This is a genomic window from Venatorbacter sp. C2-1 (assembly GCF_022832715.1).
In the GTDB taxonomy this organism is placed as follows: Bacteria; Pseudomonadota; Gammaproteobacteria; order Pseudomonadales; family Oceanobacteraceae; genus Venatoribacter; species Venatoribacter alkanivorans.
On the sequence record NZ_CP094879.1, the window covers coordinates 768,016 to 794,244 of the forward strand.

General features: G+C 54.5%; 25 protein-coding genes. 17 read left to right on the top strand and 8 right to left on the bottom strand.

The genetic code is table 11. The features are described from left to right. Positions 1-50 precede the first annotated feature (50 nt). A complete protein-coding gene (gene epmA / locus MT343_RS03375; protein ID WP_145469880.1) occupies positions 51-974 on the top strand; it encodes an EF-P lysine aminoacylase EpmA in 924 nt (307 codons plus the stop codon). Between the two features lies 1 nt (position 975). On the opposite strand, the gene MT343_RS03380 is transcribed toward epmA, so the two are convergent. The 5 genes from MT343_RS03380 to MT343_RS03400 form a co-directional block, all read right to left on the bottom strand. Beyond that, positions 976-1,446 (bottom strand): GNAT family N-acetyltransferase, encoded by a 471-nt coding sequence (locus MT343_RS03380; protein WP_145469879.1) that lies wholly within the window; start codon positions 1,444-1,446, stop codon positions 976-978. 220 nt (positions 1,447-1,666) lie between these two features. After that, positions 1,667-2,533: a DUF2167 domain-containing protein gene (locus tag MT343_RS03385; protein ID WP_145469878.1), complete on the bottom strand. Its 867-nt coding sequence runs from the start codon at positions 2,531-2,533 to the stop codon at positions 1,667-1,669. A 145-nt stretch (positions 2,534-2,678) separates the two neighbouring features. Then, positions 2,679-3,536, bottom strand: a complete 858-nt coding sequence (gene asd, locus MT343_RS03390) for an archaetidylserine decarboxylase (RefSeq protein WP_145469877.1) — start codon at positions 3,534-3,536, stop codon at positions 2,679-2,681. 8 nt (positions 3,537-3,544) lie between these two features. Further along, positions 3,545-4,381, bottom strand: a complete 837-nt coding sequence (locus MT343_RS03395; protein ID WP_145469876.1) for a sulfurtransferase — start codon at positions 4,379-4,381, stop codon at positions 3,545-3,547. Positions 4,382-4,463: 82 nt separating this feature from the next. Then, positions 4,464-6,092, bottom strand: coding sequence for an HDOD domain-containing protein (locus MT343_RS03400; RefSeq protein WP_145469875.1), 1,629 nt, complete (start codon positions 6,090-6,092; stop codon positions 4,464-4,466). A gap of 205 nt (positions 6,093-6,297) precedes the next feature. Between MT343_RS03400 and motA the strand changes: the two genes are divergently transcribed. Together motA and motB are read left to right on the top strand one after the other, a co-directional pair. Then, positions 6,298-7,149, top strand: coding sequence for a flagellar motor stator protein MotA (motA, locus tag MT343_RS03405; RefSeq protein ID WP_145469874.1), 852 nt, complete (start codon positions 6,298-6,300; stop codon positions 7,147-7,149). Continuing rightward, complete coding sequence (gene motB, locus MT343_RS03410) at positions 7,149-8,174, top strand: flagellar motor protein MotB (RefSeq protein WP_145469873.1); 1,026 nt, start codon at positions 7,149-7,151, stop codon at positions 8,172-8,174. Before motA ends, motB begins: the two co-directional genes overlap by 1 nt. A gap of 71 nt (positions 8,175-8,245) precedes the next feature. Here the strand turns inward: motB and rsgA are convergent, their stop codons facing one another. Further along, on the bottom strand, positions 8,246-9,277 hold the full coding sequence (gene rsgA / locus MT343_RS03415; protein ID WP_145469872.1) for a small ribosomal subunit biogenesis GTPase RsgA: 1,032 nt from the start codon (positions 9,275-9,277) through the stop codon (positions 8,246-8,248). A gap of 364 nt (positions 9,278-9,641) precedes the next feature. Between rsgA and orn the strand changes: the two genes are divergently transcribed. Then, positions 9,642-10,184 carry an oligoribonuclease gene (gene orn, locus MT343_RS03420; RefSeq protein ID WP_145469871.1) on the top strand — a complete coding sequence of 181 codons (543 nt, stop codon included), beginning with the start codon at positions 9,642-9,644 and terminating at the stop codon, positions 10,182-10,184. Between the two features lie 76 nt (positions 10,185-10,260). On the opposite strand, the gene MT343_RS03425 is transcribed toward orn, so the two are convergent. Continuing rightward, a complete protein-coding gene (locus MT343_RS03425) occupies positions 10,261-11,310 on the bottom strand; it encodes a sensor domain-containing diguanylate cyclase (protein ID WP_145469870.1) in 1,050 nt (349 codons plus the stop codon). Between the two features lie 112 nt (positions 11,311-11,422). After that, positions 11,423-12,520 carry a tRNA epoxyqueuosine(34) reductase QueG gene (gene queG, locus MT343_RS03430; protein WP_145469869.1) on the bottom strand — a complete coding sequence of 366 codons (1,098 nt, stop codon included), beginning with the start codon at positions 12,518-12,520 and terminating at the stop codon, positions 11,423-11,425. A gap of 65 nt (positions 12,521-12,585) precedes the next feature. Here queG and MT343_RS03435 point away from each other — a divergent pair, with 65 nt between their 5' ends. The 13 genes from MT343_RS03435 to MT343_RS03495 all read left to right on the top strand — a co-directional run bounded on the left by MT343_RS03435 (position 12,586) and on the right by MT343_RS03495 (position 26,126). Continuing rightward, positions 12,586-14,106 carry an NAD(P)H-hydrate dehydratase gene (locus MT343_RS03435; protein ID WP_145469868.1) on the top strand — a complete coding sequence of 507 codons (1,521 nt, stop codon included), beginning with the start codon at positions 12,586-12,588 and terminating at the stop codon, positions 14,104-14,106. Then, a complete protein-coding gene (tsaE, locus tag MT343_RS03440) occupies positions 14,106-14,582 on the top strand; it encodes a tRNA (adenosine(37)-N6)-threonylcarbamoyltransferase complex ATPase subunit type 1 TsaE (RefSeq protein WP_145469867.1) in 477 nt (158 codons plus the stop codon). Before MT343_RS03435 ends, tsaE begins: the two co-directional genes overlap by 1 nt. Then, the gene (locus MT343_RS03445) at positions 14,579-15,907 is read left to right on the top strand and encodes an N-acetylmuramoyl-L-alanine amidase (RefSeq protein ID WP_145469866.1); all 1,329 of its coding nucleotides are present in this window, start codon (positions 14,579-14,581) and stop codon (positions 15,905-15,907) included. Before tsaE ends, MT343_RS03445 begins: the two co-directional genes overlap by 4 nt. Positions 15,908-15,925: 18 nt before the next feature. After that, positions 15,926-17,809, top strand: a complete 1,884-nt coding sequence (mutL, locus tag MT343_RS03450; protein ID WP_145469865.1) for a DNA mismatch repair endonuclease MutL — start codon at positions 15,926-15,928, stop codon at positions 17,807-17,809. Further along, the gene (gene miaA, locus MT343_RS03455) at positions 17,809-18,768 is read left to right on the top strand and encodes a tRNA (adenosine(37)-N6)-dimethylallyltransferase MiaA (RefSeq protein WP_145469864.1); all 960 of its coding nucleotides are present in this window, start codon (positions 17,809-17,811) and stop codon (positions 18,766-18,768) included. The genes mutL and miaA overlap by 1 nt, the downstream gene beginning before the upstream one ends. 105 nt (positions 18,769-18,873) lie before the next feature. Further along, a complete protein-coding gene (gene hfq / locus MT343_RS03460; protein ID WP_145469863.1) occupies positions 18,874-19,128 on the top strand; it encodes an RNA chaperone Hfq in 255 nt (84 codons plus the stop codon). A gap of 17 nt (positions 19,129-19,145) precedes the next feature. Further along, positions 19,146-20,456, top strand: coding sequence for a ribosome rescue GTPase HflX (hflX, locus tag MT343_RS03465; protein ID WP_145469862.1), 1,311 nt, complete (start codon positions 19,146-19,148; stop codon positions 20,454-20,456). 97 nt (positions 20,457-20,553) lie between these two features. Then, positions 20,554-21,735, top strand: a complete 1,182-nt coding sequence (hflK, locus tag MT343_RS03470; RefSeq protein ID WP_145469861.1) for an FtsH protease activity modulator HflK — start codon at positions 20,554-20,556, stop codon at positions 21,733-21,735. Continuing rightward, complete coding sequence (gene hflC / locus MT343_RS03475; RefSeq protein WP_145469860.1) at positions 21,735-22,604, top strand: protease modulator HflC; 870 nt, start codon at positions 21,735-21,737, stop codon at positions 22,602-22,604. Before hflK ends, hflC begins: the two co-directional genes overlap by 1 nt. 114 nt (positions 22,605-22,718) lie before the next feature. After that, positions 22,719-22,916: a DUF2065 domain-containing protein gene (locus MT343_RS03480; RefSeq protein WP_145469859.1), complete on the top strand. Its 198-nt coding sequence runs from the start codon at positions 22,719-22,721 to the stop codon at positions 22,914-22,916. An 11-nt stretch (positions 22,917-22,927) separates the two neighbouring features. After that, on the top strand, positions 22,928-24,094 hold the full coding sequence (locus tag MT343_RS03485; RefSeq protein WP_145469858.1) for an ATP phosphoribosyltransferase regulatory subunit: 1,167 nt from the start codon (positions 22,928-22,930) through the stop codon (positions 24,092-24,094). Between the two features lie 24 nt (positions 24,095-24,118). Further along, positions 24,119-25,411, top strand: a complete 1,293-nt coding sequence (locus tag MT343_RS03490; protein WP_145469857.1) for an adenylosuccinate synthase — start codon at positions 24,119-24,121, stop codon at positions 25,409-25,411. 262 nt (positions 25,412-25,673) lie between these two features. Then, on the top strand, positions 25,674-26,126 hold the full coding sequence (locus tag MT343_RS03495; protein WP_145469856.1) for an acyl-CoA thioesterase: 453 nt from the start codon (positions 25,674-25,676) through the stop codon (positions 26,124-26,126). Positions 26,127-26,229 lie beyond the last annotated feature (103 nt).

Consider the following 26,229-nt stretch of genomic DNA (forward strand, 5'->3'; position numbering starts at 1 on the left):
TAAGGCTCCCTTTTTTGTGTCTTTTTTATACCGACATCAACAGGTAACTCATGAACTGGCAACCTTCTGCCGAAATGCATGCACTGCGTGCCCGCGCCCGGATGAATCAGCAGATCCGGCAGTTTTTTGCTGCCCGCGATGTACTCGAAGTCGAAACCCCGGTGCTGGCCTCAGCACCGGTCTCTGATCCGAATATCGAGCCCATGTGTACGACCGAGCAACGCTGGCTGCAGACTTCCCCTGAATATGCGATGAAGCGCCTGCTGTGTGCCGGCAGTGGCGATATTTTTCAGATTGCGCGGGTGTTTCGCCGTGGTGAAGCCGGGCGGCGTCATAACCCGGAATTCAGCCTGCTGGAATGGTACCGGGTAGGCTTTGATCATCGTCGGCTGATGGATGAAGTTGCCGAGCTTGTAACGCAGTTATTGTCAGCCCGTTACCCGCAACTGCCACGGCTTAACCTGAGCTATGGCGATGCCATGAGCTGTTATGCCGGGCTGGAAGTTCATTCTGCCAGCGATGAGCAGATCGCTGTTCTGGGCCAGCAGTTAGCGGGGCAGGATCTGCAGCTCAGCCGCGATGGCTGGCTGGATGTGATTATGAGTCATCAGGTCGAACCGTCCCTGCCGGCAGATACTTTGGTGTTTATCGATGATTTTCCCGCCTCACAGGCGGCATTGGCGCGGGTCAGTAACAACACTGAGGGTGTCGCGGTGGCACAGCGTTTTGAGTTGTATTTCAACGGTGCTGAGCTGGCTAATGGTTATCACGAACTGACCGATGCAGAAGAGCAGCGGCGGCGTTTTGTGCAGGAGGCCGGCGGCCGTCCGATTGATGAATATTTACTGGCGGCACTGGAGCATGGCTTACCAGACTGTGCCGGCGTGGCAATGGGGCTCGACCGTTTATTAATGCTGGTTCAGGACAGCGGCAATATTGCTGATGTGCTGAGTTTTGACTGGAGCCGTGCCTGAATCAGGCAACAGAGAGAGAAGCTTTATCGGCTCTCAGGCTCAGTTGTATCTGTTGACCGGCCGGAGTAAAGCCAAAGCGTGACAGCTGCTGCTGTATGGTGGGGTTTATATCGGTCTGATGGACAACAATTTTGCTCCAGCCAGCCTGGCGTGCCTGATTGATCGCGGCCTGTAACAGCATACTGCCTGCTCCCTGACCCTGATACGCCGGCAGTACCGCCATATCATTCAGCCGCATAATGGCCGGTTGGTCGCTGCCGGGATTGAGGCTGCTCAGGGTCAGCATGGCAATGACTTCTTCCTGATCGCGGATGCAGAGTACCAGGGCATGTTCTTTTGCCAGCAGCAGATTACCCAGACGGCGTACCTGCTGATGGCGGCGGCCAAAAAAGTCACCTTCCTGTGTTTCCAGCAGCGACGCCAGGTCACAAAGTGCAGATATATCTGAAGTTGAAGCCGTATCGATATACATCGTCTACCCACCGCTGCAGTAATTCATAAACTGATCAGGAATGCAGAAGCTTACCCCGGATAAAAGGTGCTTGCCCAGACAATTGCTGATAAATGTGTAGGCATTGTTGCCGTTGGTCATAATATCGCGGTGATATTGAAGAAGCCGTGCTGAACTTCGCAATTTGTCCAACCAGGCCAGGAGGTTGAGGGCAGCGCACAGAAGCGCTGCCCGGAAAGCATCAGGCTTCTTTATTGCGGCTGAACATCTTGCGGCCCAGAACGGCCAGACCGAGCACGATAAAGACACCAAATTTTTTCAGGAACACCAGCGCCAGTGCGAGGAAGCCTGTTTTTGCCAGCACCTTGCCGGTAATCAGGGCGCCAAGACCGTAGGCCGCTACCTTATCCATATCCGGATTAAAGTCGGCATAGGTTGAGCCCTGATCGAATTCGGCAATATTCAGCACATTGTTCAGATTGCTTTCGATGGTTGTCAGCTGGTCAACGCCGGCAATAAAGTTCAGAACCAGAACGCCCTTACGGCCCAGCACGCGGATGTTGTAGTTCAGCGTGTGCAGCTCTTCATCACCAAAGCGCAGCTCTTTGGCCCAGTGCAGTTTCTTTGCGCTGGCATCGTAATAAGGCGTGGCAGCCCAGCCGATCAGCTCAATGGATTCATAACCCATAGCGGCGCGTTCTTTGTTTTCTGCGCGGATATCATCCTTCATCTGTTGCAGCAGTTCGCTGTAGTCGATGTCGGCAGCGTCTTCGTCAGAAACGTAGCCTTCTTCTTCATATTCAATGGTTACTGCCCAGGAATTGTCATCAAACGGCGTCTGATCCGCAGGGAACAGCATGCCGAGAACATTCTGGCCCGGAATATTGCCCCAGACATCTACCAGTACACGCTCACTGTCATTGCCATCAAGAAAGTAGAAACCTTCCGGTACATGCAGGGTGGCGCCGGCGCCATAGAGAGGAATGTCGCCTTGCTGGCGGTTAAGGGAGTCCCAGAATTGCTGGGCAGTCATGCCGCTTTCTTCTTCAGCGCAGACAAACAGGGATACAGCCAGCAGTACGATACTGGCAAGCAGACGGTTAAACATCGTATTTCCTTACACGGAGATAGTTAAAGTCAGAAGATCCATTTCGGCGGTGTTAACCACGGCTGGAAGGATATGCCGGTATCCGGCAATGTAAGGAATTGTCAGGGAGCTCCGGGTTTTATGCAACCCGGAGCTGACAGATATATCAGTCGGCTTTGGCGATGGCTTCGCCCATGCGCAGCGGCGAGTCGGCTTTGAGCTGATCCAGCCAGTCGATTTTATCCTTGCCGAAGCAGAGAACAACGGTCGAACCGAGCAGGAAGCGACCCATTTCTTCACCTTTTTGCAGGGTAACAGGCTGCGGGTTAGTGAAGTCGGTGACTTTCAGCTGACGTTTCGGCGGGGTAATCAGTCCGGCCCAGACGGTTTCAATCGCAGCCACAATCATGGCACCAACCAGCACCATCGCCATCGGGCCATGCTCGGTATCGAAGATAGCAACCAGGCGCTCATTACGGGCAAACAGACGCGGAACATTTTCGGCGGTAGTTTTGTTCACTGAAAACAGGTCGCCCGGCACATAAACCACTTCACGCAGCGTGCCGGTCACCGGCATATGCACGCGGTGATAATCCTTTGGCGACAGGTAGATAGTCGCGAACTCACCGCCCATAAAGGGTTCTGCACGCTGGGTGTCACCACCGAGCAGTTCGATCAGCGAGTAGTCCTGACCTTTGGCCTGGAAAATACGGCCGTTTTCAATGGGCCCCAGCTGGGACACCGCACCATCGGCCGGAGAAACAATCACATCATCACCGCTGGCGATGGTGCGTGCGCCGTCTTCTAATTCGCGGGTGAAGAAGTCGTTAAAGCAGCGGAATTCCTCGGCGGTTTTACGCTGCGCTTCGTTCATGTTGACGTCGTACTGATCGATAAAGGCACGGATCAGCGGATTTTTGATCCAGCTGGTTTCGCAGCTGGCCAGCCAGCCAACAGCACGGGATAACAGGTGTTGTGGTAACAGATACTGGGCGCCGATAAAGGCTTGATCTTTAAATGACATGGGATTCCTCAGGGTTGGCTGCCAGTGCTGACAGGAGTGGCCGGGTCGTTGCCCCATTCGGACCAGGAGCCGGCATAGCCTTTGATGTTCAGGCCAAGAATTTTTCCGACCAGATAGGTAAAGCCGGAACGGTGATGGGTCTGACAGTGGGTGGCGATTTCTTTGCTGCTATCGATGCCCATCTCTGCCAGTAACTGACGGAAGCCGTTCAGTTCGTTAATGCGCAGACCGCGGGATTTATTCATTCCCAGCGTCCACTCGTAGTTCACCGCGCCGGGGATATGTCCGCCGCGTTGTGATATTACTTTTTCGCCGCTGTATTCCGCTGCAGAGCGGGCATCCCAGATAGCAAAATCCGGCTGGCCGATACGGGCAATAATCTGATCTTTGTCCAGTGCAAATTCATGGTGCAGTGCGCCCACCTGATAGCCGGACGCCTGTACTTTATGCTCACCACTTTCGGTCGGCAGACCGGCTTCACGCCAGGCAACAATGCCGCCGTTGAGATAGGAATAGTGCTGGTGGCCAATCATATCCAGTACCCAGATCAGACGTCCGGCCCAGCCGCCGCCTTCATCGTCGGAGCAGATAACATGGGTATCCGGGGTCAGCCCCAGTTCACTGAATACTTCGGACAGCTGCTCAACCGGTGGTAACTTGCCGGGAATCGGCTGGCCGCTGCATTGCAGACGTTTGAAATCCAGATGCACGGCACCGGGGATGTGCTGCTGCAGGTAATCTTCGTATTTCGCCTGCTCAATAATCAGTACTTTGCCCTGGGCCGGCGTCAGGGGTAATTGCGCCGCCAGCGCTTCCGGTTCCAGCAACAGAGGAAAATCTGCCATGGAAAACTCCGCCAGTGTGAATAATAAAGGCGAGAGTTTATCCAAGCCGGGGACGGATGTCAGGCGCCGCTTGCGTCAGCGCTTATGGCTGACCGTGGTTTGCGGCTGCGCGGCGCCGTTTTTCGGTGTTGGCTTTCAGGGTTGCCAGACTCTGGCTGGTAACCTGACAGAGGTTTTTAAAGCTGATGTATTCCGCCTGGGATAATTCCGGCTGATGTTCGGCGGCAAAACCCATTACCAGACCTATCGGAGCTGCGCCGGCGTCAATCGACATCATCATGGTCTGCTGTGGAATCAGCTCGCTGGTGGCTGCTGGCAGATGCTGCAGAAAACGTTGGCGGTTGTCGCTGTTAAGTAACAGGCTGGATTGTTTTTCCAGCAATTTGTTGAACAACGAAGGCTTACGCAGGTCGACCACAAAACGCCGCATCGGCGCCTGTTCGCTCATGCCTTCAGCATAAAACACCTTCAGCACGGTTTTGTCTTTATTCAGCAAAGCAATGCAGGCCGCCGACAGACCGATACCTTCGCAAACTCCTTTCAGCATGCCACGCATCAGATAGTGCCAGTCGCCGAAGCTGTCCGGTTCCTGCTGCAGCTGGCGCAGCAGCTTCTTCATATATTTATCGTCGCTGTGGCGCTCTTCAGGCTCTGCATTAACCGCTGGTGTTGCCCTGCGCTCATGATAAGGCTGTGCCTGCTCCTCGTGCACTGGCTGCTTAGGTGCGGCATTTTCTGTATCAATCCAGGGGTATTCGTGGACGGCTGGTTGCGGGCTGAGCAGCAGCTGCAGGCCGGTAGAAATACCGCTGTGCTGTTGCTTGCTGGTTTGCACCTGCAGCTGGCGCAGTTCCGGTTGCAGCATGTGCTGCGGTTTGCCAAGCCAATGGCTGACCAGAGTTTGCCAGCGTTTGCTGTGACGACCGTCAGGGGCAATATGCCAATGCCAGGCGAGGCTGTTTGCCATCAGGCTGATCATCGCTGGTTGTTGGCAGTGATGCAGCAGCGGGCGCTGATTGTCCAGATCGCGAGGGTCATGATGACGCAAAACCCGCCATTGTTCGGCATCTGGCCAGTTTTCTTTGTTGAATACTGCCGTGGCCATAACGGGTAGCGACAGCTGTTTATTCAGTTTCTGTATGGCAGAAAGCTGGCTGCCGAAAATAGCCCGGGTACTTTCGGCCAGCTCACAGCCACGACTTAGCAGGTGCAGCCAGTTCTGCGCCGGTTTGTAGTTCAGCAGTGCCAGCCATAGCGGAGCAGAGGTCAGCATGGTGCTCCAGCGGGCATAGCTGACGGAGGTATTACCTTTACTGGCGGCCCATACTGCGGCCAGATTGCCCGCCAGCTGGGCCGTTAACAGTGCATTGCGGTAAAGCTGAGCGGCGGGATCTTCAGTCTCCGCTGAGACGACAGGCAGCTGCTTCATCAGCTTAACCAGTTCCTGCATACCCAACAGAGACAGGCAGCTGGCAGCCCCTGAAATCTGTTCGTTGCAGCCGGGATGGCGCTCCACACTAAGGCGTAATAAATGCAGGCAAAGCGCCGGATCGCGCTCAATTGAGCTGGCGAGGTCTTCAAAGCTGACGCTGCGGTTATGCATTTGCTGGCGGATACGCTCACGCGATTCCTCCAGAACGGGAAAGTCATGACAGTCTGCGAGCGTCTGCCAGAGTGTTGCCGGTGGTTTTGCTATCGATAAGTGTGTCATGACCCTGTTTGTGTAACAGCCGTTTGTAGCCTTTACTTAACTATAGAAGTGTCTGAATAAACCTGCACAGCTCTCGGCTCTGGCATTCGGCTTTGCTCGGCATCCTGTATCTCTGCCGTCGTGTACGAGTCTTTCCGGGTTATTCAGAGACTCCTGTAGTCTTAATCCTTCCCTCCGGGAGTTGTTGCACCAAGGACTCTAGTGAATGCTGTTTTTAATTGGGCTGGTGATCGTAATCGGAAGTGTGCTGTACGGCTATGTCATGTCTCATGGCAATTTGCTGGCGCTATGGCAGCCCTTCGAAATTCTGATTATTTGTGGTTCCGCGTTCGGAGCCTTTTTGCTATCGAATCCGTGGCATGTGGTACTGCAGTGTTTCAAACTGACACCACAGGTCATTATGGGCAGCAAGGTCAATAAGGCGATGTATATGGATGTACTCGGCCTGATTTATGACATCCTGAATAAAGCCCGGCGTGAAGGCATTATGGCGATTGAAGCTGATGTTGAAAGCCCGGCGTCCAGCGCAGTGTTCTCCCGTTATCCGGCGATCCAGGCGAACGAAGAACTGGCTCATTTTATTGCCGATTATTTCCGTATTATTGCGGCCGGTAACCTGACCTCATTTGAACTGGAAGCTCTGATGGATCAGGAAATTGATGCCCGTCTGCACGAACTGGAATTACCGGGTAATGCGGTGGGTAAAGTTGCTGATGCGTTACCGGGTTTTGGTATCGTGGCGGCAGTACTGGGTATTGTAATCACCATGGGTGCCATCGGTGGCGAGGTCAGTGAGATTGGTGCGCACGTAGCCGCCGCACTGGTCGGTACCTTCAGTGGGGTATTTCTGGCATACGGTATTGTTGGCCCGGTGAGCGCGGTGATGCGTCATCTGGCAGAAGAAGAAATTAAACTCTACGAAGCCAGTAAATCCTGCATCATTGCTTCTCTTAACGGCTTGCCACCACAGCTTGCGGTTGAGTTTGGACGTAAGTCATTGTTTACCCATGGCCGTCCGAGCTTTACCGAAGTTGAAAGCAAGGTTCGTGGTCGCTGATGGAAAATCTAGGTCCTCACCAGAATATTATTGTCCGGCGTAAGAAAAAGGGCCGGCATGACGACCATGGCGGCGCCTGGAAAGTCGCTATGGCTGACTTTGCTCTGGCGATGATGGCGCTGTTTCTGGTGCTGTGGGTAATTAACTCCTCCAATGAGCAGGAACGCGCGGCTATCTCTGGGTATTTTCAGGATCCGAAGGCCTTTGAAGATGGCAAAAAAGTGCCGTCTAAATACGTCATCGATCTGGGTGGTTCACCTTCTGTATCGGATAACGTCTCTGAATCGGAAACCATCGATCCGGAAGATATTCTGCAGGCCGAAGAAATTGAAAGTCTGGCCGAAGCGATTGAGAAAAAACGGATGGAAGATATGAAAGCGCAGATTGAAGCGCAGATTAACGCCAGTCCTACTCTCAGTCCGTTCAAAAATCAGTTGCTGCTGGATATCACCACCGAAGGTCTGCGTCTGCAGATTGTCGATCAGACCAAACGTCCGATGTTTGATCCCGGCAGTGCACGGCTTAAATATTATTCTGAAGATATTCTGTGGGAACTGGCGCCGTTACTGGCCACCATGGAGCACCGTTTATCCATTGCCGGTCACACCGATTCATCCCGTGCCGGCGGTACCCGCGATGAGGATGATGCTAACTGGGGTTTATCTTCTCTGCGGGCAGATTCGGCACGCCGGGCATTAATGGAAGCTGGCGTACCTAAATCGCAGATCGCGCAGGTGATTGGTATGGGGGATACCGCACCACTGAAACCGGATGATCCGGGTAATGAAGTGAATCGTCGTATTTCCATTACACTGCTGAACAGAAAATCGGAAGAGACTGTGCGTGACCGTTCCGGTGGTGAGCCACAGGTCGAATTTATCGACAGCAATAATCAGGCTCCGGGTGACGCCCGTCAGCCGGTTATTAATAAAGCCGGGTCATTACTGGAAGAGCTGCGTAAAAAACGCGAATCAAAAGATAATACCTACGATAATCCACCGAATAAAAATGAGGCGTTCTGGTAGTTACCGATCCATCAGAAACAACATAACAAAACGGCAGCCTGAGGCTGCCGTTTTTTATATGCATTGCATACTCAGAGTTCGGTCAGTGTCTGCAGGATACGCTGATAACTCTGGAAGCGTTCGGGTTTAACCTTGCCTTCTTCAACCGCCGTACGGATCGCACAACCTGGCTCCTGATTATGGGCGCAGTCGCGGAAGCGGCAATAACCGGCCAGTGGGCGTAATTCGCGAAAGCCATACAAGACTTCATCTTCACTCATATGCCACAGACCAAACTCACGGATTCCCGGGGAATCAATCAGATCACCGCCAGCCGGAAAATGATACAGGCGCGCGGTGGTGGTGGTGTGTTTCCCCTTGCGGGTATTTTCTGACAAGGCACCGACTTTTAATTCTTCACCCGGCAGCAGGGTGGCAATTAATGAAGACTTACCAACCCCCGACTGGCCGACAAAAACACTGATGCGGCCATTCAGGAATTCTTTCAGTTCGCCCAGACTGCTGTCGTCTTTGCTGCATACCCGCAGAGTGCGGTAGCCCAGATCTTCATAAGCACCGAGCAGCTGGTCAAAATGACCACGGTTACTGTCATTCAGCAGGTCGGTTTTATTGAGCAGAATAATGGGCTCGATATCGCAGTTTTCGGCGGCCACCAGATAGCGGTCAATCAGGTTACTGTGTGCTTCAGGTTCCGGTGCCACAACCAGCACAATAAAGTCGATATTGGCCGCTACCGGCTTAATTTCGTTATAAGGGTTGGGGCGGGATAATTCGGAGCTGCGCTTCAGTACCATTTCGACAACCCCGGAGTGTACGCCGTTATGTTCAGCGCCCGGGCGGAATACTACGCGGTCACCGGTGACCAGAGAGCCCAGATTCGCGCGCAGGTAGCAGCGATAACGCTGAGCGCCTTCTGCGCGGCTTTCGATTTCCACCTGAGTGCCGAAGTGCGCAATCACCTGACCTTCGCATTCATCGCCCAGTTCGCCGGCGTTCAGCTGCTCGGTAATTCCGCTTTCTTTCTGCTGGGCGCGCTTGGCTTTTTCTTCCTGGATTTTCTCCACGCGCCAGGCCTGGCGTTTGGTCAGTTTACGTTTGCTCATCAATCTTCGCTGTAGTGAGGGCAAGGCGGCCATTGTCCGTGTTGGCCGGGGCTGGTGCAAGTTGCTAAACAGGTGGGGCCTGTTAACACTAAGTGAATCGGGCCTGCTGAAAGCCAGTTTTTCTCAGAACAAGGAGAGAGGAGTGATATTAGTGGGCTAAATGAATGACGAGCGACGCAGTTAATGGGGAAAACTGGCCTCAGCCCGGAGGGTTATGGCTAAAAATTCCTCATCCTGCGTTGCTGTTCGTTTGCTTAACCCGTTAGGCTACACTCTCAGCGCCTTGTCTGAAATATTTTTAGCCGATAACAGGCCTGTTTAATTAGCGTTAACAGGCCCCAGTGTTTATTTATGAGCAGCCGTTATGAGCCAAAACGAAAATTTAGTCTGGATGGATCTGGAAATGACCGGTCTGGAGCCAGAGCAGGATGTGATTATCGAAATCGCGACCATAGTCACCGACAGCAACCTCAACATTATTGCCGAAGGCCCGGTGCTGGCGGTTCATCAGCCCGATGTATTGCTCGATGCCATGGATGAGTGGAATACCAAAACCCACGGCAACTCTGGCCTGACCGAGCGGGTGCGCAACAGCAGTACCAATGCCCGTGAAGCCGAACGGTTAACGCTGGAATTCCTGCGTCAGCATGTGAAACCGGGCACTTCACCGTTGTGCGGCAACAGCATTCATCAGGATCGCCGCTTTCTGGTGAAATATATGCCGGAGCTGGAAGCCTATATGCACTATCGCAATATTGATGTGTCCACGCTGAAAGAGCTGGCCAAGCGCTGGAAACCGTCGGCGGTGTCATCTTTCCAGAAGAAAGGCAGCCATCAGGCGCTGGATGATATCAAAGAGTCGATTGCTGAAATGCAGCACTACCGTGAGCACTTTCTGGCGTTGTAAGAGCTTGGCAGGCCAGATCCTGTGCAATAAAAAAAGCCCCGCGATTGCGGGGCTTTTTTATAACCGGCAGGAGCGTTCAGTCTTGCGCCTCTGTGCTATGCAGCAGGCAGATCTGATCCCGGCCATTATTTTTGGCCCGGTATAACGCCCGATCGGCCAGATCCATCAGATCGGTTTCGCTCTCCAGTCCGCGTGCCGATGAGCCGGCAATACCAATACTGAGGGTAATTTTCAGATCCGGAGCAACATCGGGAAAGCGGAGATTACGCACCCGGCTGAGGATGCGTTTGGCCAACTCTGCGGCTTGTCGTGGTTCGCAGTCATCCAGAATAATCAGAAATTCTTCACCGCCGTAACGGCCAATCGCATCCTGCGGCCGCAATGCCTGACGCAAGGCTGAAGCGATGTTCTGCAGAACTTTATCGCCAGTAGTATGGCCGTAGGTGTCGTTCACTTTTTTGAAGTGATCGGCATCGATCATCAGCACTGACAGCGGCGTAAGATTCAGCAGGTGGCGCTGAAAGGCACGGTGCAGAATCTGTTTGATGGTGCCCTGATTCCACAGCCGGGTCAGGCTGTCGATCCGCGCCTGCTGATAGGCTTCGTCCAGCTCGCTGATCAGCTGTACCTGAGCGTCGCTTATCTGGGTCAGGTTAAGTTCGGTTTGCGCCCAGCTGGCGATATCGGCGAGGGCAGACAGATCGTCCTCGCTGAAAGTTCGTGGTTTGGTATCAACAATGCACAGCGTGCCGACATTTTGTTCGCGGCTTTTGAGCAGGTAACCGGCATAAAAACGCGCATAAGGCGCGCCTGTAACGTAGGGGTTGTCGGCGAAGCGCGGGTCCTGAGTCATGTCTTCACAGATCAGATATTCGTCTTCCAGCAGAGTGTGCTGGCAGAGTGCATCAGAGCGCGGCGTGCTGATCAGGTCGAGGCCATGAATCGATTTGAACCACTGGGTTTCGTCATCAATCAGCGACAGATACGCAACCGGGACATCAAATAACCGGCACAGTGTACGGGTTATACGATCAAAGCGGTCTTCCAGCGGCAGGTAGAGAATATCCAGTTCCTTTAATGCCTGCAGGCGCTGATGTTCGCGGGCCGGATGTGAGGCAACGGTCATAAAGGTCTCCAACAGCTGGGGCGTCTGCGAAATCGCCCGGTAATTCTGAAGTTTAGACAGTCTGACGGTATCAGACAGGTGCTGTTTGCCCACGGGTTTATTGTGTGGCTCATCATGGGGTTTGCTGTTGCTGTAACGCCCAGTCGATATGTTCCTGCACCAGAGCGCTGACCTGCGGCCGCCGGCGTTGCAGGGCGTCGGCCACTTCCAGACTGCGCGGCGCGTTACCCAGGGCAACGGCGATATTGCGCAGCCAGTTTTCGTAACCGGTGCGGCGGATGGGCATGCCTTCGGTGCGGTTTAAAAAAGTGGCTTCATCCCAGGCGAACAGCTGCAACAGACTGGCCTTGTCGAGCTGATGGCGTGGGCTGAAATCGCCTTCTTTGCTGGCGTTGCTGAAACGGTTCCAGGGGCAGCCGATCTGGCAGTCATCACAGCCGAAGATACGGTTGCCGATGCCGGATCGCAGGTCTTCAGGAATCGGCCCGTTCAGCTCGATGGTCAGATAAGAAATACAGCGCCGGGCATCCAGCACGTGGGGGCCGACAAAAGCCTGGGTCGGGCAGATATCCAGACAGGCTGTGCAGCGTCCGCAATGATCCTGTGTGTAGGGCTCGTCCAGAGGGAGCGGCAGGTCGGTGAGGATTTCGCCCAGGAAAAAATACGAGCCGGCTTTGCGGTTGATCAGCATGGTGTTCTTGCCGATCCAGCCGAGTCCGGCGCGGTTGGCCAGCGCCCGTTCCAGTACCGGTGCGCTGTCGACAAAGGCGCGGAAGCCCATCTCGCCGGCGGCCTGTTGCAGGCGCTTACCCAGTTCGGTCAGGCGCTTGCGCACCAGCTTGTGATAATCGCGGCCGAGGGCGTAACGCGAAATATAGGCCTGATTTTTATCGCTCAGCTGATCGGTGATGCGGATATCCGGCGCCAGATAATCCATACGTACGCTGATGACCCTGAGGGTGCCGGGCAGTAACTCCGCCGGACGTGAGCGCATATTGCCATGGTCGGCCATATAGCCCATTTCACCGTGATAACCGGCGGCAAGCCATTGCTGCAGGCGCTGTTCATGCTCGCCCAGATCGACCCCGGTAATGCCCAGTTGCTGAAAGCCGAGTTCTTCTGCCCAGCTGTGCAGCTGGGCGCGTAATATGGCCCATGACGGCGATAAATCTGTGCAATCCGGTGCATTGTCCGACGATCTTTCTGTCATGGGTTCGTCTTCAGGCTCAGCTTCTATATAATTTTGCGCAATTTAACATATTAGGCAGCCAAGGGATGAATCGACCTTACACCGCCAGGGATCATCTGCCGGGTGAACTCTACCGCGCTGATCAGGTGCGCGAGCTTGACCGGTTGGCAACAGAACAGGAAAACATCAGTGGTTTTGAACTGATGTCGCGTGCCGGTGAAGCGGCGTTTGCCTGCCTACTGGAACGCTGGCCGGACGAGCAGCAGATCTGCGTCTTTGCCGGACCGGGTAATAACGGTGGTGATGCCTGGGTGCTGGCGGCACTGGCCTGTTACCACGGCATGGATGTTTGCTTTTATACCCTGGGCGATCTGCAACAGCAGTCGGACAGCGCGCAACAGGCGCGGACAATGGCACTGGACGCTGGCGTGCAACCGCAGGTCTTCAGTGGGGAACTGGATTACGAAGGGCGGGTCATTGTTGATGGGCTGCTGGGCACCGGACTGAATGCCGAAGTTCGTGGTGATTATGCTCAGGCCATTGCCGCCATCAACCAACACTGGGCTGATGTACTGGCGCTGGATCTGCCTTCCGGCCTGAATGCCGATACTGGCCGCATTATGGGTAATGCGGTGGAAGCCAGCCTGACGGTGACTTTTATCGGTATGAAGCGCGGCATGCTGACCGCGGCCGGACCGGATGTCTGTGGCGCGATCGCCTTTGCTTCACTGGCCGTCGATCCGCTGCTGTACCGCCAGTTGCCGGCCGATGCCGAACGCATCAGCTGGGATCGCCTGGACCGTCTGGGTCAGCGTTTACCGGCGCGGCTCGGCAATGCCCATAAAGGCGAGTTCGGCCATGTGCTGGTGATCGGTGGTGATCAGGGCATGGGCGGTGCTGCTGCTATGGCATCTGAAGCGGCAGTCCGCTGCGGTGCGGGCCTGGTCAGTTGTGCGACCCGTACCGAACATGTGGCGCCACTGCTGATGCGTCGCCCCGAAGTGATGGTACGTGCTGTTGAATCCGGTCTGGAGCTGCAGCCATTGCTCAGCCGTGCCGCGGTACTGGCGGTCGGTCCGGGGCTGGGGCAGAGCAGCTGGTCAGAGCTGTTGTTGCAGCAGGTTTTAGGTGATGAGCGGCCGCTGCTGCTGGATGCCGATGCCCTGAATATTCTTGCATCACCGGGCTGGCGCTGTGATTTTTCCGGACGTGATGCTGTGCTCACACCGCATCCGGGTGAAGCGGCACGGTTGCTTGGCTGCAGCATTGCCGAAGTGCAGGCCGACCGTTTTGCTGCGGCCCGCAAGCTGGCGCAGGAATATCAGGCGGTGGTGGTGCTCAAAGGACAGGGCTCACTGATTGCCGCGCCTGATGGTCGTCTGGCGCTGTGTACCGACGGCAATCCGGGGATGAGCAGCGGCGGTATGGGCGACGTGCTCAGTGGCGTGATTGCCGCGTTGCTGGCGCAGGGCATGACTCCCTGGGCGGCGGCACGTTATGGCGTTTGTTTGCACAGTGCTGCGGCTGATATGGTGGCGGCACGTTACGGTCAGCGTGGTTTACTGGCCAGCGATTTAATGATGATGTTGCGGGAGCTGATTAACTGATGACCATTCGCCTGTGCGGAGAATCCGCCATGACGGCCTTTGCGGCGGCCTGTGCGCCGGTATTAAGCGAAGGCGGCCTGCTGTTTCTGGAAGGTACGCTGGGGGCGGGTAAAACCACCTTCAGCCGTGGCCTGATTCAGGCGCTGGGACATCAGGGCGCGGTGAAAAGCCCGACGTACACTCTGGTTGAGGATTATCCGCTGGCGGCCTGTCATGTCTGCCATTTCGATCTGTATCGTCTGGGCGATGCTGAAGAGCTGGAATTTATGGGAATCCGCGATTATCTCGATAACCAGGCGTTGTGTTTAATTGAGTGGGCTGAAAAAGGCCGCGGTGTTCTGCCTGCGGCCGATCTGGTACTGCATATTGATGATCTGGGCGACAGCCGCGAACTGAGCTGGCAGGCCGGCAGTGAGCGTGGTCAGCGCTGGGTGCAGTCTCTGGATAAGCTGGCGCAGGAGTTTGAGCAGACATGAAACCTGTTTTTCTGCCTGTTTTCCTGTTGGGGCTGATATTGCCGCTGTTGCTCAGCCCGGCACTGCATGCCGACGTTAAAGATGTGCGGGTCTGGCAGTCGCCGGATAAAACCCGTCTGGTGTTTGATTTATCCAGCCCGGCGGAACATAAAATATTTACCCTCAGCAATCCTGACCGGGTCGTGATCGATCTGGCCGACTCCAAAGTGCTGAACGATCTGGCGAAAGTTGATCTGCAGTCCACGTCCATCCGCGGTATCCGCAGTGGCAAGCGCAATGGTAATGACGTGCGTATCGTGCTCGATGTAACAGAACCTCTGAACCCGAAAAGCTTTCCGCTGGCGCCGAATAATGTGTATGCCAATCACCGTCTGGTGGTTGATCTGGAGCGTGAGGTGGGTGCTCAGGTCGTGGCGCCGGTTAAAAAAGCCGATATTTATACCGACAACAAACGCGACATTATTATTGCCATCGATGCCGGTCACGGTGGTGAAGATCCGGGTGCGATTGGTCATGGCCGTACGCGGGAAAAAAATGTGGTACTGGCCATTGCCAAAGAATTACAGCGACTGTTAATCGCAGAGCACGGTTTCCACCCTTTTATGGTGCGTACCGGCGATTACTATATCGGCCTGCGTGAACGTACCGAAAAAGCACGTAAAGCCAATGCCGACTTTTTTGTGTCGATTCATGCTGATGCGTTCAAACATCCGAGCGCCCATGGCAGCTCGGTATTTGTGCTGTCGGAACGTGGCGCAACCTCAGAGGCGGCGCGCTGGCTGGCCGATAAAGAAAATGAATCGGATCTTATCGGTGGTGTCAGCCTGGAAGATAAAGAAGATCATCTGGCGATGACACTGCTGGATTTATCCATGACCGCCAAACGCAATTCCAGCGTGAAACTCGGCACCCATATTCTCGACAATATTGGTAACGTTTCCCGGCTGCACAAAAACCATGTGGAAGAAGCGGCTTTCGTGGTGTTAAAAGCTCCGGATATGCCAGCGCTGCTGGTAGAAACCGGTTTTATTTCCAACCCGGATGAAGCGCGTAAACTGGCCACCAGTAATTATCAGAAAAAAATGGCACGGGCGATTTTTGCCGGTATTACCGAATATTTCCGTGAGCATCCGCCACGGGGAACCTTGCTTGCCGTGCAGAAAAGCAGTGCGCCGGTATTTAATACCTATGTAATCCGCAGTGGCGATACCCTGTCGGATATTGCCGTTAAAAATGGTGTGGCGATTAATGAGCTGCGTCGCGTCAACGAACTGAAAAATGATCAGCTGCGCATCGGCCAGCGTATCAAAATTCCTAATACCTGATTTCCGGGCTGTATTTTTATGAGTCGAATTCATCTGCTGTCACCGCGCCTGGCGAACCAGATCGCCGCCGGTGAGGTAGTCGAACGTCCTGCCAATATCGTTAAAGAACTGGTGGAAAACGCCCTGGATGCCGGTGCAACCCGCATCGAAATTGATGCTGAGCAGGGCGGGGTCAAGCTGCTGCGTATCCGCGACGATGGTCATGGCATTGAACACGATGATCTGCCGCTGGCGCTGAGCCGTCATGCCACCAGTAAAATCACCACGCTGGATGATCTGGAAGCGGTTGCCAGTCTTGGTTTTCGCGGCGAAGCGCTGGCCAGTATCAGCTCGGTCACCCGGTTAACCCTGACTTCAAGAGCGCAACATGCGGAAGAAGCCTGGAGTGTGCATGCCGAAGGCCGTGATATGGCCGCAAGCGTGACTCCGGCGGCGCATCCGGTGGGTACGACGCTTGAGGTGCGCGATTTATTTTTTAATACCCCGGCGCGGCGGAAGTTTTTACGCACTGAAAAAACCGAATTTTCCCATCTGGAAGAAACCGTTAAGCGGCTGGCGTTAAGCCGTTACGATGTGGCATTTTCGCTGCGCCATAATGGCCGGGTGATTCACCAGCTGCGCAGTGCCGAGCGCACTATTGATCGCGAAAAGCGCGTTGCCAGCCTGCTCAATAAAGATTTTATCGACAGCGCGGTGCATATCGACGCCGAAGCGGTGGGTCTGCAACTGCAGGGCTGGGTCGGTTTGCCGACCTTCTCGCGCTCGCAGGCGGATATGCAGTATTTCTTTGTTAATGGCCGTGTGGTACGCGATAAATTAGTGGTGCATGCGATTAAGCAAGCCTACCGCGATGTGCTGTATCACGGTCGTCATCCGGCCTTTGTACTTTACCTCTGGCTGGACCCGAAACTGGTGGATGTGAACGTGCATCCGACCAAGCATGAAGTGCGCTTCCGCGATGGCCGGCTGGTGCATGATTTCCTGTTCCGCACTCTGCATAAAGCATTGGGTGATGTGCGTCCGGATGATCGTCTGGCGGGCAGCACACCGGCGACGCTGGTGCCACAGACGGCGCCGCTCAGTGGTGTGCAGGCCGGTGAGTTTCAGGAGCAGGCACGCCTCGACTGGCAGGCGCAGGCGGTACAGGAAAATGCCGGCAGCTATCAGCCTGCATTTAATGCCGTGCCGCAACAGGGGGCCGTCAGTGCGCAACTGGACGGCCTGCGCTCGCTCAGTCAGCCGCTCGATGATGCGCCCTGGGGACAGGAAGTACGGCAGGGTCAGCCACAGCCGTTACCACAAACGCCCAGCGCCGATATGCCGCCTCTGGGTTATGCCATTGCTCAGCTGCACGGCATTTATATTCTGGCTCAGAACGCACAGGGTATGGTGGTGGTTGATATGCATGCGGCCCATGAACGTATTACCTACGAGCGGTTAAAGATCGCCGTTGATCAACAGGGCGTGCAGAGTCAGCCGCTGCTGGTGCCGGTGACGCTGGCGGTGAGTGAGCGCGAAGCTGATGCCGCCGAGCAGTTTGCCGATGAATTCCGCTTGCTCGGCGTTGAGCTTGCGCGGGTAGCGCCGGAAAGCGTGGTTGTACGCCAGATTCCGGTGCTGCTGCAGCAGGCGGAAGTACCACGGCTGATCACTGACATGCTGGGCGACCTGCTTGAACACGGCACCTCCGACCGTATTCTTGCGCACCGCAACGAATTACTCGGCACCATGGCCTGTCATGGCTCGGTACGTGCAAACCGCAAACTCAGTATTCCGGAAATGAACGCCTTACTGCGCGATATGGAAGCCACTGAGCGCAGCGGCCAGTGCAATCATGGCCGTCCGACCTGGACTCAGCTCACCATGGGTGAACTGGATAAACTGTTTTTACGGGGCCGCTGATGAGCACTGTGCATGAATTACCGCCGGCCATCTTTCTGATGGGGCCGACCGCTTCCGGCAAAACCGCACTGGCACTGGAGCTGGTGGAAAAATATCCGTGCGAAATTATCAGCGTTGATTCGGCGCTGGTGTACAAGGGGATGGATATCGGTACCGCCAAACCCGATGCAGACATGCAGAGGCGTGCGCCGCACCGGTTAATTGATCTGATTGATCCGGCAGAGAGTTATTCCGCGGCAAGTTTTTGTGAGGATGCACTGCGCGAAATGGCTGATATCACCGCCCGCGGCAAGGTACCACTGCTGACCGGCGGCACCATGATGTACTTTAAATTTCTGCGTGATGGCGCTGCGCAATTGCCACAGGCCGATGAAGAGGTTCGTGAGCGTCTGCTGGCAGAAGGGCTGCAATATGGCTGGCCGCATATGCACGAAAAACTCGCTGCCATCGATCCGCAATCGGCGGAACGGTTAAAGCCGATGGATTCACAGCGTATTCAGCGCGCACTGGAAGTGTATGAAGTATCGGGCAAAACCCTGACCGAGTTCTGGGCTGAGCAGCAGAGCGAACCACTGCCTTATCATGTGGTCAATCTGGCCGTATGTCCGCGTGAACGCAGTACCCTGCATGAACGTATTGCGCTGCGTTTCCGCCAGATGGTGGAGCAGGGCTTTATCGATGAAGTAAAAAAGCTGCATGCGCGCGGTGATCTGAACGTCAATATGCCTTCCGTGCGGGCCGTCGGATACCGCCAGGTATGGGACTATCTGGACGGCAAATATGATTATGAGGAAATGATTGAGCGTGGCATTATAGCCACGCGCCAGTTGGCGAAGCGGCAGGTGACCTGGTTGCGCAGCTGGCCCGATCTGTACTGGCTGGAGACAGAGGATAGTAATCTTCTGCAAAGCGCCTTGAAAATCCTGCATGCCAACGCCATATTTAGCGCATCGTCCTGATTTCGCAGCTTTATCGCATTCGCGTCGCTCCGGACGAACTGGGGCTTATTATTTTTCTTGGCTGTCCCCACATTGGACGGCACACCTTCATTTAAGGAGACCATTATGTCAAAAGGGCATTCTCTACAAGACCCTTACCTCAATCAGCTGCGCAAAGAACGTATTCCAGTGTCTATCTTTCTGGTAAACGGCATCAAGCTGCAAGGTCAGATCGAATCATTCGACCAATTTGTTATTCTGCTGAAAAACACGGTCAGTCAGATGGTTTATAAACACGCAATTTCTACTGTTGTACCATCCCGCAATGTGCGTCTGCAGCCTGCAGATACCGGCGAAGTTGATGGCAGCAGCGACGAGTAAACGCAGGAGCCGCTGATTTGTTCTTTGAACGCCCGGATAATGGCGGCGAAACCGCAGTACTGGTTCATATTGATTTTCCTGAGGGTCTCAACCGTGAGGACCTTAACGAGTTCAGGGAACTGGTTATTTCGGCAGGTGCCGATCCGGTGGATCTGGTAACCACCAAACGCTCAACCCCCGATCCCAAAACCTTTATCGGTAAAGGTAAAGTGGAGGAAATCGGTCAGGCTCTGCGCCTGCATGGCGCAGAACTGGTTATTTTCAATCACGCATTGTCACCCAGCCAGGAGCGTAACCTGGAGCGGGCATTACAGTGCCGTGTTCTCGACCGTACCGGTCTGATTCTCGATATTTTCGCCCAGCGTGCGCGTACCCACGAAGGTAAGCTGCAGGTTGAACTGGCGCAGCTGCAGTTTCAGTCGACCCGTCTGATCCGTGGCTGGACTCACCTTGAACGCCAGAAAGGTGGTATTGGTCTGCGCGGGCCGGGTGAAACCCAGCTTGAGACCGACCGTCGTCTGCTGCGTGAACGGGTAAAAAATATCAACGCCCGGCTGGACAAGGTTCATGCCCAGCGCGATCAGAACCGCCGTGCGCGTAAGCGTTCATCGATTCCCAGTGTGGCCATTGTCGGTTACACCAACGCCGGTAAGTCGACCCTGTTTAATACCCTGACCACCGCCGATGTGTATGCGGCCAATCAGCTGTTTGCGACTCTTGACCCAACGTTGCGCCGCTTTGCGGTGGATAACGTCGGTGAAGTGGTACTGGCCGATACGGTGGGATTTATTCGCCACCTGCCACACAAACTGGTTGAGGCCTTTCAGGCCACATTGCAGGAAGCGGCCGAAGCGGATCTGCTGGTGCATGTGATCGACTGTGCGGCACAGGAACGCGAAGGCAATATTCAGCAGGTTGAGCTGGTATTAAAAGAAATTGAAGCCGATGTGGTGCCGCAACTGCGGGTCTACAACAAAATTGACCTGCTGGAACACGGCGAAGCACGTATTGACCGCGACGATCAGGGCAAACCGGTGGCGGTGTGGGTATCGGCACAGCAGCGCCTTGGACTGGATCTGTTGAACCAGGCTATTGGCGAACTGCTGAGTACGGAAGTCTTCAATGAAGATATCTGTCTGCACCCGGCGGAAGCCAAGTTACGTGCAATTCTTTACGAATTGGGTGCGATACAGAAAGAACACTATGCTGAAAACGGTGATATGGTACTGACCCTGAGAATGCAGCGTCAGGATTTCAAACGTGCTCTGGCGCGCGCTGATATGGCCGAAAGCCGTTTTCTTGAACCGGTACAGGAAGCCTGGCACTGAGTGACGATGTTACTCAATGCAACCGGTTCTGATATTTTTCAGGATGCGTTGTCATACGGACGTGCGCATCGAATTGTCTGCCTAACTGGAGTGACTTATGGCCTGGAATGAGCCCGGCGGAAAGGGCAATCCCAATGATCCCTGGGGTAACAACAACCGCGGTAATAAAAATCGCGGCAATCAGCCACCGGATCTGGATGATGCCCTGAAACAGCTGATGGACAAGATTAATGGTCTGTTCGGCAAGGGAAATGGCAATAACAATAACGGCGGTGACAGCGGTAGTGGTGCCGGCGGTTTTTTTGGTATTGCTGCGGCGATTCTGGTTGTTATGCTGGCTTTTAACTCCTTCTACACCCTGGATGAACAGGAGCGTGGTGTTGTACTGCGTTTGGGTAAATACCTGAAAACTGAGAATCCGGGTCTGCACTTTAAAGTGCCTCTGGTTGATCAGGTGATTCCTGTAAACACCACCAAGGTGCGTGAAGCCGAAATTAAAGAGCGCATGCTCACCGAAGACGAAAATATCGTCGAAGTGGAACTGAACGCGCAATACCGTGTGGCCGACCCGATTGCTTTCGCCCTGCGTGTTGAGCTGCCGGAGCGTACCCTGCTGTCTGCGGCGGAAAGTGCGCTGCGTCATGAAGTCGGTTCTGCGGCGATGGACCCAATCCTGACCACCGGCCGTGCGGTATTGGCTGAAAAAGTACAGATCCGTCTGCAGGATTACCTCGATCGTTACCAGACCGGTATGGTGCTGACCAACGTCAACATTAAAGATGCCCGCCCACCGGCTCAGGTGAAAGCGGCATTCGACGACGTACAGAAAGCCAAACAGGATAAAGAACGTTTTATCAACGAAGCTGAAGCCTACGCCAATGCGGTTGTGCCGGAAGCCCGTGGTCGCGCCCAGCGTCAGCTGGAAGAAGCCAGTGCTTATAAAGACCGCATCATCGCCCGCGCAGAGGGTGAGGCAGCCCGTTTCAACAATCTTTATTCCGAATACAAAAAAGCGCCGGCGGTTACCCGCGAGCGTCTGTATATCGAAGCGCTGTCTGATGTGTACAGCAATACCAGCAAAGTGCTGGTGGATGTTAAGGGCGGCAATAACATGATGTATCTGCCGCTGGATAAACTGATGCAGAGCCTGCCGACAGCCAAGGGCGACGGCGCGTCTCTGAGCAGCGGTGATATTTCCCGTCTGACTGATCAGGTACTGAATGAAGTCCGCACCCGTCAGAACAGCACTGGCAACACTACTCGCAGGGAGGGTCGTTAATGTCTCCGAAAGCTTTATTGAGTCTGATCGTTCTGGGTGTGCTGCTGCTGGTCGCCAGTCAGGGCCTGTACGTCATCAACGAAACTGAACGCGCGATCAAGCTGCAGTTCGGTGAAGTGGTCGACAATGACATCAAACCGGGTCTGCACTGGAAAGTGCCTTTTATGCAGAACGTTAAGCGTTTTGATGCACGGGTACTGACGCTGGATACCAATCCATCGCACTTCCTGACCTCCGGTAAAAAATATGTGATCGTCGATTCGTTCACCAAGTGGCGTATCAAGGATGTGAATTCCTACTACAAAGCCACTTCCGGTAACCGTCAGGAAGCATCTAACCTGCTGGCTAACCTGGTCAACAAAGGTCTGCGTGATGAAATCGCCAACCGTACCCTGCATGAAGTGGTATCCGGTGAGCGTGATCAGCTGATGACCAAGCTGACTGCTGCCTTGAATACTCAGACTCAGGATGACCTGGGTATTGAGATTCTCGACATGCGCGTTAAAGCCGTCGATCTGCCGGATGACCTCAGTGCCTCGGTGTATAACCGTATGTCGGCGGAACGTGAGCGTGAAGCGCGCGAACACCGCTCACAGGGTAAAGAGCTGTCAGAAGGTATTCAGGCCGATGCCGATCGTCAGAAAACTGTTCTGGAAGCTGAAGCTTACCGTGATGCTGAACGCACCAAGGGTGAGGGCGATGCTGAGGCTGCGCGTATTTATGCGTCTGCTTACAACAAAGACCCTGAGTTCTATGCCTTTACCCGTAGTCTGAAAGCTTACACCCAGACCTTCAGCCAGAGCGATGTGCTGCTGCTGGAGCCGGACAGCGACTTCTTCCGTTATATGAAGGACGCACAAGGCAAGTAAGCAATAACCAATGCCCGCGCCTTAACCATGTTCAAGGCGCAGCGGCTTTGGTAGAATCCTGCAACCGGGCCTGGTGCCCGGTTTTTTTGTGCGATTTTCTTTTGAGGACCTCCGGTGCAGCCTGATTTATGGCGCGAATTCGCTATCGCCCTCTGCCTGGTGTTTATTCTTGAAGGGGTAATGCCGTTTCTCTACCCCGCCCGGTGGCGCAAGCTGGTCGCTCAGCTGGCCACAGTCGATGATCGCACGATGCGCATGACCGGTCTGATCAGTATGCTGATCGGGCTGGGTTTACTTTACGTAATCAATTAAAAGGCTGGACGATGACTAGCGCTGACCGTTGGCTATTGCCGGATGGTATTGAAGAAGTGCTGCCGCCACAGGCGCGGCGGATTGAACAGTTGCGTCGCCGTTTGCTCGACCTGCTGGATAACTGTGGCTATGACCTGGTGATTCCACCGGCGCTTGAATATCTGGACTCATTGCTGACCGGTGTTGGCAAAGATCTCGATTTGCGTACCTTTAAAGTCACCGACCAGCTGTCTGGCCGTCTGATGGGACTGAGTGCCGATACCACGCCTCAGGTTGCCCGTATCGATGCCCACAGTCTGGCTCCGGAAGGCATCAGCCGTCTGAGCTACTGCCGTACCGTATTCCATGCCAAGGCCAGCTCGCTGCTGGCCAGCCGCACCCCGACGCAGATTGGTGCTGAACTGTACGGCGAAGCCGGTGTTGGTGCCGACGTTGAAATCATCAGCCTGATGCTTACCCTGCTTGAGTCCGCCGGTGTACAGCAGGTGCATCTGGATCTGGGCCATGTCGGCGTATTCCGTGCGCTGGCAGCCAAAGCCGGCATCAGTTCTGAACAGCAGCGCGAGCTGTTTGATCTGCTGAAACTGAAATGCGCCACCGACCTTGAAGCCTGGGCCGCGCGCGAAATTCAGGATGCCGCACTGGCTGAAGCCTTTGCACTGCTGATCCGCCTGCAGGGCGACCGGCAGAAACTGGATGCCGCCATCAGCCGTATGGCAGAGCTGGTACCGGAAACTTCCACCGAACTGGCGCATATTCAGCAGGTTGCAGAGCAACTGGCGCAGCGTTTCCCGCAGACGTCGCTGTATTTCGACCTGACCGAACTGCGTGGCTATAACTATCACACCGGTCTGGTGTTTGCTGCTTATATTCCTGGCTATGGCGATGCCATCGCTCAGGGTGGCCGTTATGACGAAACCGGTGCGGTGTTCGGCCGTGCCCGTCCGGCAACCGGCTTCAGTGCTGATCTGAAGGTACTGGCCCGTTTCGGAACCTATCAGGCAGAAGCAAAACAGACAGTAGTTGCACCCAATGATAATGACCCGGCCTTATGGCAACTGATTGCGCAACTGCGCGAGCAGGGCAAACGGGTTCTGGTGCCGTTGAACGATGATGCGATCCGGGCGGATCTGTATCTGAAAAAACTGGATGGCCAGTGGCAGCTGGTCGAAGCTTAATTTTTTAGAGTGATTGATACCGCGATGGGCAAAAGCGTTGTTGTTCTGGGCACCCAATGGGGTGACGAAGGTAAGGGTAAGATTGTTGACCTGCTGACTGAAAAAGCCGCCGCTGTTGTGCGCTTTCAGGGTGGTCACAATGCTGGTCATACACTGGTAATCAACGGTGAGAAAACCGCACTGCACCTGATTCCGTCCGGCATCCTGCGTGATGGCGTGACCTGTATCATCGGTAACGGTGTGGTGCTGGCACCGGATGCTCTGCTGAAAGAGATCCGGGCACTGGAAGAGCGTGGCGTACCGGTAATGGAACGTCTGCGTATCTCTCATGCCTGTCCGCTGATTCTGCCGTATCACTGCGCTCTGGATCAGGCTCGTGAGATCAAGCGTGGCAATGCCAAGATCGGTACCACCGGTCGTGGTATCGGCCCGGCTTACGAAGATAAAGTATCCCGTCGCGGCCTGCGCGTTGGCGATCTGTATCAGCCGGAGTTCGCCGACAAATTGAAAGAAGTGATGGAATACCATAACTTCTCGCTGAAAAATTACTACGGCGTTGACGAAGTCAGCTACGAAGAAACCCTGGCGTCCTGCATGGACTGGGCAGCACAGATCAAAGACGTTGTTGTTGACGCTGTGAACCTGGTGCACGAGATCCGCGAAAGTGGTGGCGACATCATGTTCGAAGGTGCGCAGGGCACTCTGCTGGATATCGACCACGGTACTTATCCGTTCGTAACCTCGTCCAACACCACTGCCGGTGGCGTAGCGACCGGTTCCGGTGTTGGTCCGCTGTATCTGGATCAGATTCTGGGTATCACCAAGGCTTACACCACCCGTGTAGGTTCTGGCCCGTTCCCGACCGAACTGTTCGACGACGTGGGTGTACACCTGGCGACTGTTGGTAAAGAAAAAGGTACCACCACCGGCCGTGACCGTCGTTGTGGCTGGTTCGATGCGATGCTGGTGAAACACGCGATCCGTGTAAACTCCATCAACACCATCTGTCTGACCAAGCTCGACGTGCTGGACGGTCTGGAAACCATCAAAGTTTGTGTTGGTTACGAAGATGCCGATGGCAATGCTGTGAATGTACCGGCCAGTGCTGATCAGTTCGATAAGATCAAACCGGTCTACAAAGAGCTGCCAGGCTGGACGGAATCGACCTTTGGTGCCAAGAGCATTGATGATCTGCCGGAAAATGCCCGTGCCTACGTGCGTTTTGTCGAGCAGGCTATTAATGCACCGATCGATATTATTTCCACCGGTCCTGACCGTGTAGAAACCATCGTTCTGCGTCACAGCTTCGAGCTGTAATCCGCATCTGGTGCAGCAAAGAAACCCCGCAGCTCAGGCTCCGGGGTTTTTTTGTACCTGCTGTTTATGATTGGTGTCACCGGCCCTTAAATGAGCTGAATAATATTCATCAATTTCCTGATTTTAGTATTTTCGATGATTTAACGGCAATAAAGGCATGTCTATTGCTAAAGTGTCTTTTCTGACTTTTTAGACATTGATGATTGTCAGAAAACCGGCACAAAGAGGCCGGTCGTCACCACGTTAACTACAGGAGAATGCTATGCAGGATTTGTATGAATATCCGGTCGTCATTGAAGTACCGGTAGCCTGGGGGGAAATGGATGCTTTTCAGCATGTGAATAACATCCAGTTCTTCCGCTATTTTGAAAGCGCCAGAGTGCAGTATTTCGATAATCTGAAGATTCTTGATTATATGAACAACTATGCCCGCGGGCCGATTCTGGCTTCCACTAATGCTAAGTTTCTGGCGCCGGTAAAGTACCCGGATACACTGAGTGTCGGTATCCGCAGTCTGCGTCTGGAAAGCGGGCGTATTACCCAGGAGTACGCGGTCTGGAGTCATGAAACCTCACGCCTGGTGGCGAAAGGTGAAAGTCTGCTGGTGTTCTTTGATTACAAGGCCGGACAGCCCTGTGATATCCCGCAGGGGCTGGCAGACAGTATTCTGGCACTGGAGCCTTATCTGGCAGCCGGAATAAAAGCCCCTTCCTGAGGGAGCGTTCTGTAAAGAGCAGGCTCCGTAAGGGAAATTTGTCTTAAAGAGAACATGCCTTAAAAAAACAGTGCCATGCGGAATAACCGCATGGCACTCTTTG